Raw genomic sequence first — 16256 nt, 5'->3', positions numbered from 1 at the left:
TCCATGCTGCGATTGTGATTTTGCGCCAGCCCGTAACCCGATTGTCATAACGCGACATTGTTCCGGCAAACACTTCCGCCTAGCGTTTAAGTGAACCTGTTCGGAGCGCACCGATGCGTTCCGGGGTGTGCGCTACAACGCTAAAAAAGGGTGTATCCATGAAAATAACCAATGTCACCTCGCCACCAACTTCCGTGAGCATCTACGACAACTGGGACGGCCCCGGCTCCGAGGACATCGAAGACAAGCTGACACCGGGCCACGTGCAGGATGTGGTGGAAATCTTCCAGACCCCGCTTACCGGTCACTACAACTGGGATTATTCCAGTGCCGATGGCCGTATCCGCAAGTTGTATCGCCTTGGCAAGGAGCTGAACTGGAATGCAGACATGGATCTGGACTGGACCCAGACCTTCCCCAGGAGCGAGGTTCCTCTCGATCAGGCCTTTAATCCGTTCAACGGCTGGCCCACGTTCGAGGCACTGAGCGATGACGAGAAGCTGCGTTTCGGCTGGCACAACCTGGCCTGGATGCTGGCGCAGTTCATGCACGGGGAGCAGGGCGCACTGCTGGTGGCATCGCAATTAGCCAGTTGCGCGCCGTCCTACGATGCCAAGCTCTATGCGGCGAGTCAGACTTTTGACGAGGCCCGACACGTTGAAGTGTTCACCCGGTACCTGCAGGAAAAAATCGGCATCCTGTATCCGGTGAACCCCAACCTGAAGGCACTGCTCGACAAGATCCTTTCCGATCCGCGCTGGGACCTGAAGTTCATCGGCATGCAGATCATCATTGAGGGCCTGGCTCTGGCGGCCTTCAACACCCTCAAGCTGACCGCCCATGACCCGCTTCTCAAGCAGATTATCCATTTGGTGATTCGTGATGAAGCACGCCACGTTACCTTTGGTGTCAATTACTTGGAGGATTTTGTTGAGACTCTTTCTGAGGAAGAGAGGGAGGAACGCGCCCACTTCGCGTTTGAAGCCTGTGTGGTCATGCGCGAACGGCTGATTAGCACCGAGGTCTTTGAGCACTTTGGCTGGGATGTGGAAGAGGCCCGTGAGCAGGTGCTGTCTTCCACCATCATGGCCCAGTTCCGCAATCTGCTATTCACCCGCATCATGCCCAACCTGAAACGTATCGGCCTGCTCACCGAGTCAGTGCGTCCCCGTTTCGAAGAGCTGGGCATCCTGCAGTTCGAAAACCTGGTGGATGATGGTGAAGTGGACTGGGCAGAGCTGTCGAAACCTCTCTACGACGAAGCCTCCTGAGGGCTGTGTCTATAGGCTCTTACAAAAGCCCATAGACAGCGTAGGGAGCAGTTCGCTTAGGCTCAGTGCACCTTGCGTTTCAATACACGCTGTCGACGTTGACCATTCCCTGCCGAACCGGTTTGGCCAGTGCCTGAGTGGTCGCGTCATAGGCCTGCTGTAACGCCACGGGCCCCTGTTCCAGCTTCCCCGGACCGCTGCGGGCCAGGCCGTCAATGGCCAGGGTGATCAGGTTGTGGCGCAAAGGCGCCTGCAAGGCAGGGCTATTGGCCCGACGCCACGGGGATCGGGATTGCAGATGGTGATAAAGTACACGCTCGCCGGGCCAGGTGCCGGCCAGACCGTGGCGATCCGCGATGCCGCCATCCCAGTAATACCCTCCATCGATGCGTGCGGGCTGGAAAAGCAATGGCACCGCACAGGACGCATAGACAGCTTCCACTGGGTCACCGGTTTTCAGCACCCGGGTGCGCCGACTGGCGGCGTGCCAGGCGGAAAGGGCAACCGGGGTAGGGCTGTGGGCCAGGTCTGTTAGCGGGACCAGACCCTGCAACAGGGTCCGAAAACGTTTGCCGGCCAGCAAACCGAGGCCGGGTGCGGGGTCCCAGAAATGATCTCGAGACAGCCCCAGCAGGGTGCGTTCCATTTTCTCCGGGCACGCCTGACTGGCCATGCAGGCCGCGACCAACGCACCGGCACTGGAACCGCAGTAGCGGGCCGGGTGCAATTCATTTTCTTTCAAGGCTTTGACGACACCAAAATGGGCAAAAAAACCAAAAAATCCGGACGACATGGCCAGGGTGAAGGGGCGATCTGCCAACCATTCAGCCAGGCTCGGGGCGGGATATGTCTTCATTGAATGCTTCCTCTGCGGCGACAAACCCTAACCCGGGCACCCTCAGCCACACAATCCTGCTGACCGCCGTGGCCGTGACGGCCCTGGGCCAGACGCTGGTATTCACGCTGCTGCCCTCTCTGGGGCGTGCCACGGGGCTCGCGGAAATGCAGGTGGGGCTGATTATCAGTTGTTCCTCACTGGTTTTTGCGCTGGCCAGCCCGGTGTGGGGCACCCTCAGCGAATCCCTGGGCCGCAAGCGGGTGCTGGTGATCGGGTTGAGCGGCTACTCCCTCGGCACCTTGATGTTTGCGGTGGTATTCGATATTGGCCTGCACGGCGGACTGGCCGGCGGGCTGCTGGTGGCAGGCCTGGTGCTCAGTCGTATGGTGCAGGCAGCCATTATGGCGGCCACGCCAGCAGCGGCGGCGGCCTATACCGCTGATATCACCACTCCCGAACAACGGACCCAGGGCATGGGCCGAATCGGTGCTGCCAATAATCTGGGCACGGTGATCGGCCCGGTATCCGGCGGCATTCTGGCGGCGGTGGGCCTGGTCTTTCCGCTTTATGGGGTGGCAGCCCTGACCGCGCTGATGGCCATTGCCACAGCGTTGTGGCTGCCCCCATCGCCGCACCAGCCTAGGGCCCGCACAGTGTCGCTGGGCAAGGTGCTGCGCAGCGGACTCGGCGCCTATGCGGATCCGCGCCTGCGCGACTTACTGCTTACCGGGGTGATGCTGTTCATGAGCTTTGCGCTGATTCAGCAGACCCTGGGATTCCTGTTTCAGGACCACTTCGGGCTGTCACCGGCGGCGGCCGCCCGCGCCCTTGGCCTGACCATGATGGCAGCGGCCGTCACCTCATTGTTCGGCCAGATTGTGGTGGTGCAATGGCTGCGAGCCCCTGCCACGCTGTTGGTCGCCCTGGCGGTGCCTGCGCTTGGCGCGGGGGCGCTGATTCTGTGGCTGGCAGACCGGCAATGGGTGATGAGCTTTGCGGTGCTGCTGGTAGGTCTTGGGCTGGGTTTTGGCATGCCGGCGATCATGTCTCTGGCCAGCCTGCGGGTCAGCAGTGAAGAACAGGGCAGGGTGGCCGGGCTGGCCAGCGCTTGTCCGGCGCTGGGGTTTATTCTCGGGCCGTTGGTGGGCACCGGGCTGTACACCCTCGACCATCGTTGGCCCTATTTGCTGGTGATGTCCCTGATGGTGCCACTGGCCTGGCTGGCCTGGCGGCTGGTGCGTTCCGCGGCTGATAGCAAAGCAATTGATAATGGATAATTGAGAATTGATAGCACGCAGGACAGCCAACCCTGCTTCCACACCCAACAGGCCGAGCCCAATCCCTGGACGTGGTCTTTGCGTTTTCAGATCCGTCTCGACGTTGATCGTGCCGTTATCAAGTATCCATTCTCAATTATCAATTAAGGATAACGATTTCCATAGATGAGCCGCCAGCAGGCTGCGCCAGGGGCGGAAGTCTGCCAGCCAGGCTTCGGCTTCCCGGGCGGTCGGCGGAGTGGCACCACCCTGTAATTGTTGGATTGCCCGGCGCACGGCCACATCCCCGTGGAGGCTGCCGTCCATCCGGGCATAGCCTCGCAGCAATGCATAGTGAACGCTCCAGGGGCCGAGCCCGCGGATGTCCAGTAATGTCTTCTGTAGTGTTTTCAGGCGGTTCTCTGGGATGCCGATCTGCGGTAGCAGGGATTCAGCAAGACAGGCTTGAGCCACGGTCAGCAGGCAATCTGCCTTGCTGCGCGAAAACCCGCAGGCTTTCAATGTTTCCACGTCGGTGGCAATCACATCGCTGGCATCGGGGTAGCAGTACAGGCCGCTACAGTGCTGGCGGCCAAGTGCCAGGATAAAGCGTCGACGAATGGAAACCGCAGCGGCCACACTGATCTGCTGGCCGATGATTGCCCAGCTCAGTGCCTCGAAAGGTGATGCGGATTGCGGCACCCGCAACCCGGCCTGGGAGCGCACCAATGCGCCCACCAGAGGATGATCGGCAACCTTTGTTTCGAATTCCTGCGTTGGCTGATCCAGGCCCAGCAGATGTCGCGCAAAGGCGGCCAGTGAAACACCGGTTAACGGCACGTCACTGTCCGGCTGCAGCACAACCCGGGCCTGGCCGGGTTCGCTGAATTCCACGACCAGCAGGGCCGGTATCTGCTGCCAGATCAAGGCCTTGTCGAGCCTCTTGGCATCAACTCTCTCGGCTACCGCTTGAACATCACGCCGGTGAAAATCCAGAAACGCCTCGCGATCAAAATCCACCGGCAACGGCAGAACTACCTCCGCTGTTTTTTTTCGCACTCACTCTCCTCGTGCTCACGTTCCAGCAAGGCCCGTTTGCGCTCCACGCCCCAGCGATAGCCGGACAGGCTGCCATCGCGGCGAACAATGCGGTGGCAGGGGATGGCCACGGCCAGGGTATTGGCGGCACAGGCCGAGGCCACCGCCCGGGCCGCAGCCGGCTGGCCGATTTTTTCGGCCAGCTCCTGATAGGACAGGGTGGTGCCCGGCGGTATCTGCTGCAGCGCCTGCCACACACGCTGTTGAAAAACGGTGCCGCGAATGTCCAGCGGTAACGACAGGTTCCGGTGCGGATCTTCCATCAGTGCAATAACCCGGGCCACCTTGTCATCAAACGCCGGATCCGGGGGAAGCAGGTCGGCGCCGGCAAAGCGGGCCTGGAATTCCAGGAGTAACGGCTCCGGCTCATCACCGAGGCTGATGGCACAGATACCCTGCGCCGTTTCCGCCACCAGCAGGCTTCCCAGGCTGCATTCGGCCATGGCAAATCGGATGGTGATTCCCGCACCGCGGGAACGATACTGGCCGGGCAGCATGCCCAACATCTGCTTGCCCTGGGTATAAAGCTGACTGCTGGACTCCATGCCGGCGTCCTCCATGGCTCGAAGGATGGAGCTGTGGCGCTGTAAATTTCCGCACAGGCGTCGTCGGCGCACCGCCAACGCATACTCCCTGGGAGTCAGACCGGTGATGGCCTTGAACTGGCGTTGCAAATGGTAGCGCGACCAGCCGCATTGTGTGGCCAGTTCTTCCAAAGTCGGGAGACTATGGCTGTGTTCAATGTGCCGGCACAGGGCGGTTACGGTGGCGGTTACCGGCGAGCCTGCCACAGAAAGGGGGTTGCAGCGACGACAGGGGCGAAATCCTGCCTGCAAGGCTGCCGTGCCATCAGGAAAAATCCGCACATTTTCCACATTGGGACGTCTTGCCGGGCAACTGGGGCGGCAAAAAATGCCGGTAGTGATCACCCCATAGATAAAACGCCCATCCGCGTTCCGGTCCCGTTTCAGGATGGCCTGCCACTGTGTGTCTGTCACCGGCTGAGAGGCTGTCACCACGATCTGTCCCTTCATTGTTTCCGTCATGAGTCTGAACGGATCGTGGCGCGAAGGAAATCGTGATGCACTCTGGATGTTGCGGGGGAATTGAAAAAAGCGGCGGGAATGGGAGGTGGGTGAGGGCACCCACCTCCAGACGAACCCGACTACCTTACTCGGTGTAGGGCAGCAGGGTCAGTTCAACGCGGCGGTTCTGTTCACGACCGCTGGCGGTGCTGTTGCTGGCAATAGGCTGGGTTTCGCCGAAACCGACGGTGTCCAGACGCACTTGCTCAACGCCGAAACCGCTGAGAATGTTGGCCACGGACTGGGCGCGCTGCTGGGAAAGCATCAGGTTGTACTTGTCACCGCCGGTGCTGTCGGTGTGACCGGCCACCTGGATCATGGTGGACTTGTATTCCTTGAGGACCTCAGACACCGCATCCAGTACCGGACGGAAAGAGGGCTTCACCGTGGTGCTGTCGGTATCGAAGGTCAGATTGCCCGGCATATTCAGAATGATATTGTCGCCATCACGGGTCACAGAGACGCCAGCACCTTCCATTTTTTCGCGCAATTTGGCTTCCTGGACATCCATGTAGTAGCCCACGCCACCGCCGGCAACGGCACCAATACCGGCCCCTTTCAGAGCCCGCTCCTTGCGTTCCTTGGCACTGTCAGACGTGGCGATACCGATCAGGGCACCGGTTACAGCGCCAATACCGGCACCCATGCCGGCTTTGGAGGTCTGCTTCTCACCAGTATAGGGGTTGATGGTGCTACAGCCTGCCTGCAGGGAAACAGCACCTGCCAGTGCCAGGCAGCCAATAAAACGTTTCATGGAAACTCCTTGTAAATTATATAAGGTATTGGTTTTAAAATGGTTTGAGAGTGTAGAGACAATAGCCCTGCAAACAGGATCGGTAAAGCTGCGTCTTCACGAGTTTACGAATTTGTACGAAAAAATCCGGTTGCCAATCTAGATATGCGCATACCGGATCCATGATTCCGGTAACGGCGAGGGTAATACTTTGCGTGTCCGAAATAGTCCATCAGGTGTCCCCCTGCGCCAGTGAAAACCTCACTCTGCAGGTCTACCATGGGGCATGAGTCAGGTCCGATCTGCCCCTGTCCATCCTCTTTCATTCGGGGCCGACGGATTCCCAACATCAAGGAGTACGCTGCATGCGACGCTGGAACGGCTGGGGCGACAGCGCCAACCATTATCCGCTGAAGGCCTCTGGCCTGACTTTCCTACAATCCCGCCTTGGTTCCGCTACACCCTTGCCTGATGCGGAAATCACCACGGTATCCCAGGCGGTTCCACGGTCCCGTCTGCCAGCCCACCCGCTGATCCGAACTGATGCGGAAACCCGGATCCGCCACGCCCGAGGCCAGAGTCTGCCGGACTGGCTAGCCATGCGCTCCGGGGATTTCGGCCGTTTCCCCGACGGTGTTGCCATACCCACTAAAAGCGCTGAGGTGAAAGCCTTGCTGGTCTGGGCGCAGGAGCATGATGTGCTGGTTATCCCCTATGGGGGCGGCACTTCCGTAGCAGGGCACATCAACCCGCCAGCCAGCGACAAGCCGATCCTGACCCTGTCCCTGGCGGCCATGAATCGGCTACTGCATCTGGACAAGGAAAGCCAGATTGCCACTTTCGGAGCCGGTACACCCGGACCGGAAGTGGAAGGCCAGTTGCGGGAAAAGGGATATATGCTGGGGCATTTTCCGCAATCCTGGGAGCTTTCTACCGTGGGAGGCTGGGTCGCCAGCCGTTCCAGTGGCCAGCAGTCCATGCGTTACGGTCGCATCGAGCAGATGTTCGCCGGTGGCCGTGTTGAAACCCCCAGGGGGACCCTGGATATCCCCACCATTCCGGCGTCGTCCGCCGGGCCGGATTTGCGGGAAATCATCATGGGCTCGGAAGGGCGCATGGGTGTCATTACCGAGGTCAAGGTCCGGATTACGCCTTTGCCGGAAATGGAAACCTTTCAGGTGGCCTTTGCACCGGATTGGGAAACAGCCAAGACCTTGGTACGCAGCCTCACCCAGGCAAAGCTGCCGCTTTCCATGCTGCGCTTGTCCAATGCGGAAGAAACCCGTACCCATCTGATGCTGGCCGGACATGAAAAAATGGTCTCTGTGTTGCACCGCTACCTGGCATTACGCGGTTGCCGGAATGAAAAATGCATGATCACCTTTGGTGTCACCGGCGAAAGGGCACTGGTGCGCCATACACTGGCCACCGTCAAGAAACGCATTCGTGCCGCTGGCGGCACAGTGGTGGGTGAGCTGCTCGGCAAAAAGTGGGAAGAGTCCCGTTTCCGCTCTCCCTATCTTCGCCATGGCCTCTGGGAGCATGGTTACGTGGTGGACACGTTCGAGACCGCAGTGGACTGGAAGCAGGTCACCCCGGCCATGGAGGCCATGGAACAGGCGGTGCGTGACAATGTGGGGGAGGGTGAGAAGGTGCATGTCTTTACCCATCTGTCACACCTGTATCCGCAGGGTTCCAGTATCTATACCACGTATGTGTTTCGCTGCTCCGACACGTATCAGGCGACCCTGGAACGTTGGCAGGCCATGAAACAGGCGGCCAGCAATGCCATCGTGGCCCATGGCGGCACGATCAGTCACCAGCACGGGGTAGGGCGCGACCACGCTCCCTGGCTTCATCATGAGAAAGGGGATCAGGGCATGGCAGCACTGGGGTCGCTGGTAAAGCACTTTGATCCCCAGCAACGGTTGAACCCGGGTTGTTTGGTTGAAAACGCAACGTCCCGGACTTGAGAAGGAATATTGATGTTAGGCAAACGCCAATCCCTGGACGCCCTGGCTGACGAAAATTGGGATCTTGTTGTCATCGGTGGCGGAATCACCGGTGCCGGCGTGCTTCTGGAAGCGGCGCGCCGCGGGCTCCGTGTGTTGCTGCTCGAACAGACCGATTTTGCCTGGGGGACGTCCAGCCGCTCCTCGAAGATGGTCCATGGGGGGCTGCGATACATTGCCCAGGGGGACATTCGCCTGACGCGCCATTCCCTGCTGGAACGGGAGCGCCTGATCGACGAATTGCCGGGGCTGGTGGAGCGGGCAACCTATCTCTTCCCGTTGCGCAAAGGGGTGTTCCCGGGCCGTTGGCCCATGAAAGCCATTCTCTGGCTCTATGACTTCCTGGCGGGCATCCGTGACCATCGCTACCTGAGCCGCGAGCAATTGCTGGAGCGGGTGCCCGGATTGAATCGTCAGTCGCTGACCGGCGCAATGAGTTATACCGATGCGCTCACCGATGATTGTCGTCTGGTGGTGCGGGCGATCCTGGAAGCGGCCCGCCATGGCGGGGTGGCGCAGAATTATTGCCGGGTGGAGCAGGCGATGGCCGATGGAGACAAATTTGCCATCACCGTCACAGACCGTACCAGCGGGCAGACCGCCACTCTCTCATCACGTCGGGTGGTCAGTGCGACGGGGGCCTGGGCAGACCGATTTTCCGGTAGCGACCCGCGTGTGCGGCCGCTCCGTGGCAGTCACCTGTTTGTCGACCCTGAACGCCTGCCAGTGAAGGATTGCCTGACGGTGATGCACCCGGATGATGGCCGCCCGGTCTTTGTCTTCCCCTGGGAGGGAGTGACCTGTGTGGGCACGACGGACCTGGATCATCCCCAGGACATGGACATCGAAGCCGCCGCCAGTGGCCAGGAAGTGGACTACTTGCTGCGCCTCATCAACAGCCAGTTCCCTGACGTCAAACTCGACCGCAAGGATATCTACGCCACCATTGCCGGTGTCCGACCGGTGATTGCCTCGGGGAAGGGGCTGGACCCCTCCAAAGAGCGCCGCGACCATGCGGTGTGGGGGGAAAACGGCATCGTCACTGTCAGTGGCGGCAAGCTCACTACCTTTCGGCTGATCGCCCTGGATGCCTTGCTTGCCACCGGACTGATTGACAGCGCCACCCACCGACGCGGCCAGAAAAGCCGAGAACCCGGCTTTACGCCCATCAGCGATGCGCCCGCAGCCGTGGATGCTTTCCTCCATGCGGACCAGGGTGACCCGGATTTCATTCAGTGGATTCTGGATCACGAAGATGTGGTGCACCTGGATGACCTGATGTTGCGCCGGACCCGCCTGGGTTTGCTTTTGCCGCAAGCAGGCAAAGCCAAGCTCGATGCCTTGCAACAACAGATTCAGCAAAGTCTGGGTTGGGATGACGAGCGCTGGCAGGAAGAAAGGGCCCGTTATCTGGATATTCATCAGCGATATTACGGTGTGCCCGCGTCTCCATTACAGCAGGCCACAGCATGAGTGCGCCATTACTGCTGGCTCTGGATCAGGGCACACAAAGCGCCCGGGCCATGCTGTTTGACGGCCACGGCGAGCTTGTGGCCCGGTATCAGCAACATATTGAGCCCTACGTGGTGGATCAGCCCGGTCACGCGGAGCAGGATGCCAATTATTTTTGGGAGCAGTTGGGCCAGGCTTGTCAGGGGCTGTGGCTGGAGCATGCCGAGCTGCGCTCCCGGGTTGTGGCTGTCTCCCTGACCACCCAGCGAGCCTCGGTAGTCTGCCTGGACAAGGCGATGAAGCCACTTCGTCCGGCTGTGATCTGGCTGGATCAACGCCGCACGCCGGACTTTCCCCGACTTCCCTGGTGGTATGAGGCGCCGGTGAATTTGTTGGGCCAAGGGGAAACCCTGCGCCAGTTCCAGGCCAAGGCAGAATGCAACTGGCTGGCCCAGGACGAGCCGGAAATATGGCAGCGAACTGCGCATTTTCTGCTGCTCTCCGGCTATCTGAACTTCCGGCTTACCGGAGAAATTCGCGACTGTACGGCCTCCCAGGTCGGCTACATTCCGTTTGATTACAGGGGACAGCGCTGGGCGCCGTCCCATGATCTGAAATGGAAAGCCCTGCAGGTGACACGCGAACAGTTACCTGAGCTGATTCCGCCGGGGGAGACCCTGGGCAAGGTGACTGCCGCCGCCAGTCGACACACCGGCATTCCTGCCGGGTTGCCGGTGATCGCCAGTGGGGCTGACAAAGCCTGTGAAGTACTTGGGTCGGGTGCCTTTACCCCGGACATCGGCAACCTCAGCTACGGCACCACTGCCACCTTCAATACCTGCAACGAACGTTATGTGGAGCCTATCCCCTTTGTGCCCGCTTACAGTGCCGCGGTCCCGGGGCGTTTTAATTCGGAGATCATCGTTCAGCGCGGTTACTGGATGGTGAACTGGTTCAAGCGGGAGTTCGCCCAACAGGAAGTGCAGCAGGCGCAAGAGCTGGGCGTCAGCCCGGAAACCCTGTTCGAATCCTTCCTGAATGAATCGCCACCGGGTGCCATGGGGCTGGTGCTGCAACCTTTCTGGAACCCCGGGGTGCGCATACCCGGTCCCGAGGCCAAAGGGGCCATTATCGGTTTTGGTGACGTGCATACCCGCGCCCATCTCTACCGAGCGATCATCGAAGGTATTGCCTATGCGTTGCGCGAGGGCAAGGAACGCCTGGAAAAACGTAACCGGGTTGCAGTGCAGTCGTTAAGGGTGTCCGGGGGTGGCTCACAGAGCGATGCCATCATGCAGATCACGGCCAATATATTCGGCTTGCCCGCCGAACGCCCGCATACCTCGGAAACCTCCGGTCTGGGTGCAGCGATTAACGCGGCCGTGGCCATGGGGCTGCATGCGGATCATGCCAGTGCAGTGGCGGCCATGACACGGCCGGGCAAGCGCTTTGAGCCTGACACGGAAACGGCGCGTCAATACGATGCGCTTTTCCGTCAGGTCTACCGCAAAATGTACCCGCGCCTGTCTCCCTTGTATCGTTCCATCCGGCAGATAACCGGCTACCCGGCCAGATAGGACTGTTCGCCGGCATGGCGGGATCCCTTGGCAGCCCGACTCGCACTACAGAGACCGAATCCGCCCGTTTCATTCTTCGTCCGTTGTGGCTTGTGTCCGTTTTTTTGCCTAGGCTGTGCCGGACTGAATGAGGTTTTCCATGGTTTTCCGATTCTGGGCCGCATTGTTGCTTTTCTGTCTGGCATCCTCTGCGGTTGCTGGCAGCGCCACCCTGCAGGCGTTAAGGGCGGACCTGGCCAGCGGATCGCTCAAGCCGCTGCTGGCCCGCCAGGCGCTGGTATCCATTCCCGACAAGCTGCTGGCCCGCTGGGTGCAGGACACCCCCATCGAACAGTTCGCCATCACCGGATTCAATCAACACCGGGCGCGTTTTGCCGCCCGCGTCAGGCTGCATTTCGTTGATGGCAGGGTGGGGTTTTTACGGCTGGAGGGTGAGCCCGGGCCAGACTACCGGTTGACCGGATGGTATGACTACAGCAGCGGCCTCGAGCTGAGTGAGTTGATCGCCTACGGTGATCAATTTAACCGCGGACAGGGCAAGGCGTTTCTGACCATGCTGCACAAGCGCCCTGATTCTCCGGAACTGGCCAGCCTGGCCGCGGACCATCCCGTGCTGCAGGCGTTATGGCTCGCGCAATGCAGCGGCAAACCCTGCGAGGAGCAGGCCCTGGCGGCCCAGGTCGTCTCTGACAAGCCGGCCCTGTGGCAACTCGAGAAGGCTCTGAACGCTGATCTCGAGAATTACCGGCAAATCAGCCAGACGCTTCATGGTGCCCTCGGCGATGATCCCTATCTATGGTGGCTGGAAGGGCAGCAGACGTTGCTTCAGCGGCGATGTGAATGGGTGCAGGCCGATCTGGCGCTGGCCTGGCAACGGCACACGGAACATCGCTTGCTGGCCGACGTGGCGCTGCAATGTTTTCTGGCGGTAGAGCCGGGCGGGACGGCGTTTCTCGATCAGCTTTCCGCTGCTTTGGGGGCTGACACCCTGTCGGCCGCCATCCGGAATTATTACCAGCTGCAGGGTACCCCGGTACCCACACTCTACCAACCCTGGACTGTGCCGGGAGACTATTGATATGCGTGTTTCCGATCTGGCCCGCAAGACGGGAACTACCACCGAAACGGTTCGGCATTACACCGACATTGGTTTGCTGCAACCGGTCAGGGACCCGAATAACGGTTATCGCCGTTACGGAAATACGGATCTACGGCTGCTGCGGTTTGCCCTGAAGGCGCGCTCCCTGGGGTTTACGCTTGCGGATATCCAGGCTCTGGCAGAGGCATCCCGGCATGGAGAGACCCCTTGTGGTCAGGTGCGTACGCTGATTGAAACCCGCTTGCAGCAGGTGGAGGATCGTATTGCCGAGTTGCAGTCACTGAGCCAGAGAATGCGTACCGCCATGGCCGAATGGCAAACAGTCCCCGACCAGCGTCTTGACGATGGTCGGGTTTGCGGCCTGATTGATACCTTTGCGGATGATGCCGGTGAAACCGGCTAGATCAGTCTTTCTTGGCGGCCTTGTCGGCACCTTTCTGTTTGTCTGCGGCCACTTTTTCCGCAGCCGCTTCAGCGCGGGCTTCAGTACGGGCCTCTTCCTTGGCGGCATCTTCCTTCACCAGACCCAGTACATGCCAGCCCGCCTTCGGTGCCGGCTGGCTTTCCTCGCTGAAGACATAGATACGATCACGGGGGTCGATGGCAAACAGCGGCCATACCCGGCGGTGAGGGGTCTGCAGGTAGGTGTTGAAGTCGAATTCCTCGGTGAGCCGGGTCTTGCGGATTTCCGCCCCCTGACTTAACAGGCTGGCCAGGCGGGCATAGGTCATTTCCGCACCAAATAACGTGGCGCCCCGGTGTTCAGGGGCCACTTCATGCTTCACTTCCTTGTCGCTGCGCTGGGTCGGCAGGCTGAAGATGTTGGGTTCCCCGAATTCCAGGCGATAGCGCATGGTCGCCATGGTGTTGAGCTCTCGCCGTGGGCTCAGGCCCAGCAGTTTTCCGTAACCCACCAGATCCATATATTGGTCTGCATGCTGGGAGACCGGATTACCGTAGAAGGTGCTCAGGCCTTCCATGCGCGCCAGACGGATGGACTCCCAGCTGGAATCGGTAACCATCACCGGGAACTGGTTTTTCTGCAGGGAAGACCCAATGGCCCGGGCCACCGGGTTGGCTCCCACAATCAGGAAACCTCGCGGTGCCGGCTCGGCGACTTTCAGTAACCGTGCCAGCGGCCGGGCAGTCAGGCTTTGCAGGGCCACCGTGCCAATGATGACCATGAATGTGAGGGGGACCAGCATTTCCGCACCAGCCACACCGTTTTGCAGCAAGCGTTCGGCAAACAGGGCGGAGATAGCCGCAGCAACAATCCCCCGTGGGGCAATCCAGGCAAGCAGGGACTTCTCCCGCCAGTTCAGATTGGAGCCAAGGGTTGCCACCAGCACCGAGGCAGGGCGGGCCACCAGCTGGATAATTGCCAGCAGCACCAGTGCCATCAGCCCCAGCTGCTGCAGCTCCTGCATTTCCAGTCGCGCGGCCAGCACAATAAACAGGCCGGAAATCAGAATGACCGACAGGTTTTCCTTGAAGTGAAGGATGTCGTTGGTCCGTACTCCCTTCAGGTTGGCCAGCACGATGCCGGTGGCAGTGACGGCCACCAGGCCGGATTCCTCACTGAGCGCATTGGCAAGCACGAATTCGCCGATCACCAGAGACAGCACCAGAAAGCTGCGCAGATATTCCGGCACCAGATGTCGACGCAGCAGCGCCGCCAGTGCCATGGCAACCACAACCCCGATGGCGGTGCCCACGGTAATGGTCTGGATAAACAGCCACAGGGTGTGGAGCAGGGCGCCTTCCTGGCCACTGGCCACCACCAGCTCATAGGCCAGTACGGCAAAAATGGCGCCCAGCGGGTCAATCACGATGCCTTCCCAGCGCAACAGCCGGGCCACGCTGCTCACCGGGCGTACGCTGCGCAACAACGGCACGATCACGGTAGGCCCGGTGACCACGACGAGAGCGCCGAACAGCAGGGCCAGGTCAAAAGACAGCTTCAATAACCACCAGGCAGAAATGGCCACGATGGACCAGGTCACCAGTGCCCCCCAGGTCACCAGGCGACGCACCGTTTTCTCGAGGCCGCGGATCTCGTCGAAGCGCAGGGTCATGGCCCCTTCGAAGAGAATGATAGAAACCGCAAGCGACACGCCGGGAAGAAGCAAATCGCCCAGCAGCTCTTTGGGCTCCAACACGCCAGTGAGTGGTCCCAGAGCCAGACCGGTCAACAACAACGGGAGAATGGCAGGGAGTTTGATGCGCCAGGAAACCCACTGGCAGAGGAAGGCCACGACGGTAATGATGGCCAATTGGTAAGCGATCTCTAAATCCATGCAGTTTCCGTTTGGTAATGACGGCAGGTTGGGCGGGCAGCGTTATTCATGGGGCCGATGGCAGCATGCAGTGGCAAACAATCTGCGGGGCATCTGCGCCGGTCCGTTGGTTGTATTGTCATCACTGGCATCCATCGCGGTTTTTCGCCCCAACGGTGAGACTCGTGCCAGGCCCACCAAAGCGGCTAATGGTCACAGGACATCCCGGTGGCCGCAACCCGTTTTTCATAAGCATACTTGAATCCGGTTCAGAAAATCACTGAACCTGGCTTTGACATGCGTTACCATCGCGCTCTTACTGCCTGACTGGACATCGCATGCAAGCCCGAATTTCCCCGCGCCGACTGGCGCTTCTGCTCGGTACCCTGGTTGCTCTGGGGCCGCTGGCCATTGACACCTATCTTCCTGCGCTACTCGCCATGTCCGAACATTTCGCCGTGCCGATTCATGATGTGGAGATTTCGGTGAGTGTTTATGTGCTGGGCGTGGCGCTGGGCCAGTGGCTAGGCGGGCCCTTGTCGGATCACTTCGGGCGAAAGCCGGTGGCTTATGCAGGTCTGCTGTTGTTTATCAGCTCCAGCCTGATGATTCCGTTCAGTGCGGATATTCAGGCGCTGTATGTCCTGCGCTTTCTGCAGGCGGTGGGTGGCGGCGCCTCGGTGGTGATTGCTGCTGCGTCGGTGCGGGACCATTTTACCGGCCAGCAGGCCGCCGGCGTGCTGACCAGTATCGGCCTGGTGATGTTGATTGCCCCCCTGGTGGCCCCGGCAGTGGGCGTGGCGTTACTCAATCTGGCGGGTTGGCAGAGCATTTTTTTCATGCTGGCAGGCTACGGGGCACTGCTGATGCTGCTGGTGCGTTTTCCCCTGCCCACGGTGCCACCCCGTCAGGACAGTGAAACCCTGTGGCATCGGTTGTTCCATGCCTATGGGCGGGTGCTGCGCAATCGCCCGGCCATGGGATTCATTCTTGCCAACGGGCTGGCATTTTCCGCCCTGTTCGTCTTCATTACCGATGCGGCCTTTTTGTACATGGATTATTTCGGTATCAGCCCGGAGCAGTTTCCACTCTTTTTCGGCGCCAATGTGGTGACCATGCTGGGTCTGAACCGCTTGAATGTGATCCTGCTGCGCCGTTATGCCAGCGCCGACATCATGCGTGCGGGTTTGATCCTGCAAGCGTTGGCGGGAGTGGCCTTGTTGGTGCTGACGCTGACAGACACTCTGGTGCTGTGGGCTGTGGTGCCATTGATCATGGTGACCGCGGGCATGGTGGCTTTGGTGATTCCCAACGGTATTGCCAGTTTTCTGAGCCTGTTCGATCGTGATAGCGGGGCGGCGACCGGCCTCAACGGCACCCTGCAATTTCTGTTGGCTGGCCTAATCGGCACCGTGCTGGGTGCCTGGCATGATGGCACCCCGGTCCCCATGACCATGCTGATGGCAGGCAGTAGCATCACCGCGCTCATCGTTTTCCTCTGGCTGAGGAAGGGGGCGGAGCACCCAGCCTCCCCGAACACCTAGAGCTAGGGGGTGTCC

General features: G+C 60.2%; 13 protein-coding genes. 8 read left to right on the top strand and 5 right to left on the bottom strand.

What is annotated here, in order from left to right:
- The first annotated feature begins 158 nt into the window (after window positions 1-158).
- Complete coding sequence (locus tag C4S63_RS04945; RefSeq protein ID WP_103916886.1) at window positions 159-1271, top strand: ferritin-like domain-containing protein; 1113 nt, start codon at window positions 159-161, stop codon at window positions 1269-1271.
- A gap of 79 nt (window positions 1272-1350) precedes the next feature.
- On the opposite strand, the gene C4S63_RS04940 is transcribed toward C4S63_RS04945, so the two are convergent.
- Window positions 1351-2127, bottom strand: a complete 777-nt coding sequence (locus C4S63_RS04940; protein ID WP_103916885.1) for a patatin-like phospholipase family protein — start codon at window positions 2125-2127, stop codon at window positions 1351-1353.
- Here C4S63_RS04940 and C4S63_RS04935 point away from each other — a divergent pair.
- The gene (locus C4S63_RS04935; protein ID WP_103916884.1) at window positions 2118-3386 is read left to right on the top strand and encodes an MFS transporter; all 1269 of its coding nucleotides are present in this window, start codon (window positions 2118-2120) and stop codon (window positions 3384-3386) included. The two genes, C4S63_RS04940 and C4S63_RS04935, sit on opposite strands and share 10 nt — an antisense overlap.
- A 132-nt stretch (window positions 3387-3518) precedes the next feature.
- On the opposite strand, the gene C4S63_RS04930 is transcribed toward C4S63_RS04935, so the two are convergent.
- The 3 genes from C4S63_RS04930 to C4S63_RS04920 all read right to left on the bottom strand — a co-directional run bounded on the left by C4S63_RS04930 (window position 3519) and on the right by C4S63_RS04920 (window position 6302).
- A complete protein-coding gene (locus tag C4S63_RS04930) occupies window positions 3519-4424 on the bottom strand; it encodes a DNA-3-methyladenine glycosylase (RefSeq protein ID WP_103916883.1) in 906 nt (301 codons plus the stop codon).
- Complete coding sequence (gene ada, locus C4S63_RS04925) at window positions 4400-5497, bottom strand: bifunctional DNA-binding transcriptional regulator/O6-methylguanine-DNA methyltransferase Ada (RefSeq protein ID WP_103916882.1); 1098 nt, start codon at window positions 5495-5497, stop codon at window positions 4400-4402. Before ada ends, C4S63_RS04930 begins: the two co-directional genes overlap by 25 nt.
- A gap of 136 nt (window positions 5498-5633) precedes the next feature.
- A complete protein-coding gene (locus tag C4S63_RS04920) occupies window positions 5634-6302 on the bottom strand; it encodes an OmpA family protein (protein WP_062816043.1) in 669 nt (222 codons plus the stop codon).
- A gap of 344 nt (window positions 6303-6646) precedes the next feature.
- On the opposite strand from C4S63_RS04920, the gene C4S63_RS04915 reads away from it, so the two are divergent.
- The 5 genes from C4S63_RS04915 to C4S63_RS04895 all read left to right on the top strand — a co-directional run bounded on the left by C4S63_RS04915 (window position 6647) and on the right by C4S63_RS04895 (window position 12824).
- Complete coding sequence (locus C4S63_RS04915) at window positions 6647-8254, top strand: FAD-binding oxidoreductase (protein WP_103916881.1); 1608 nt, start codon at window positions 6647-6649, stop codon at window positions 8252-8254.
- Window positions 8255-8266: 12 nt separating this feature from the next.
- On the top strand, window positions 8267-9766 hold the full coding sequence (locus C4S63_RS04910) for a glycerol-3-phosphate dehydrogenase/oxidase (protein WP_103916880.1): 1500 nt from the start codon (window positions 8267-8269) through the stop codon (window positions 9764-9766).
- Entirely contained in the window at window positions 9763-11322 is a 1560-nt protein-coding gene (locus C4S63_RS04905; RefSeq protein ID WP_103916879.1) for an FGGY-family carbohydrate kinase, read from the top strand. The genes C4S63_RS04910 and C4S63_RS04905 overlap by 4 nt, the downstream gene beginning before the upstream one ends.
- Window positions 11323-11461: 139 nt before the next feature.
- Window positions 11462-12400: a hypothetical protein gene (locus C4S63_RS04900; RefSeq protein WP_103916878.1), complete on the top strand. Its 939-nt coding sequence runs from the start codon at window positions 11462-11464 to the stop codon at window positions 12398-12400.
- A 1-nt stretch (window position 12401) separates the two neighbouring features.
- Complete coding sequence (locus C4S63_RS04895) at window positions 12402-12824, top strand: MerR family transcriptional regulator (RefSeq protein ID WP_103916877.1); 423 nt, start codon at window positions 12402-12404, stop codon at window positions 12822-12824.
- Between the two features lies 1 nt (window position 12825).
- On the opposite strand, the gene C4S63_RS04890 is transcribed toward C4S63_RS04895, so the two are convergent.
- The gene (locus C4S63_RS04890) at window positions 12826-14718 is read right to left on the bottom strand and encodes a sodium:proton antiporter (RefSeq protein WP_103916876.1); all 1893 of its coding nucleotides are present in this window, start codon (window positions 14716-14718) and stop codon (window positions 12826-12828) included.
- A gap of 317 nt (window positions 14719-15035) precedes the next feature.
- Between C4S63_RS04890 and C4S63_RS04885 the strand changes: the two genes are divergently transcribed.
- Window positions 15036-16241, top strand: a complete 1206-nt coding sequence (locus tag C4S63_RS04885) for a multidrug effflux MFS transporter (RefSeq protein ID WP_103916875.1) — start codon at window positions 15036-15038, stop codon at window positions 16239-16241.
- The last annotated feature ends 15 nt before the right edge of the window (window positions 16242-16256 follow it).

Source organism: Alcanivorax sp. DSM 26293 (assembly GCF_900107995.1).
Classification (GTDB): domain Bacteria; phylum Pseudomonadota; class Gammaproteobacteria; order Pseudomonadales; family Alcanivoracaceae; genus Alcanivorax.
Note: the sequence above shows the minus strand (reverse complement) of the source record. Positions and strands in the feature narration are given on the sequence as shown.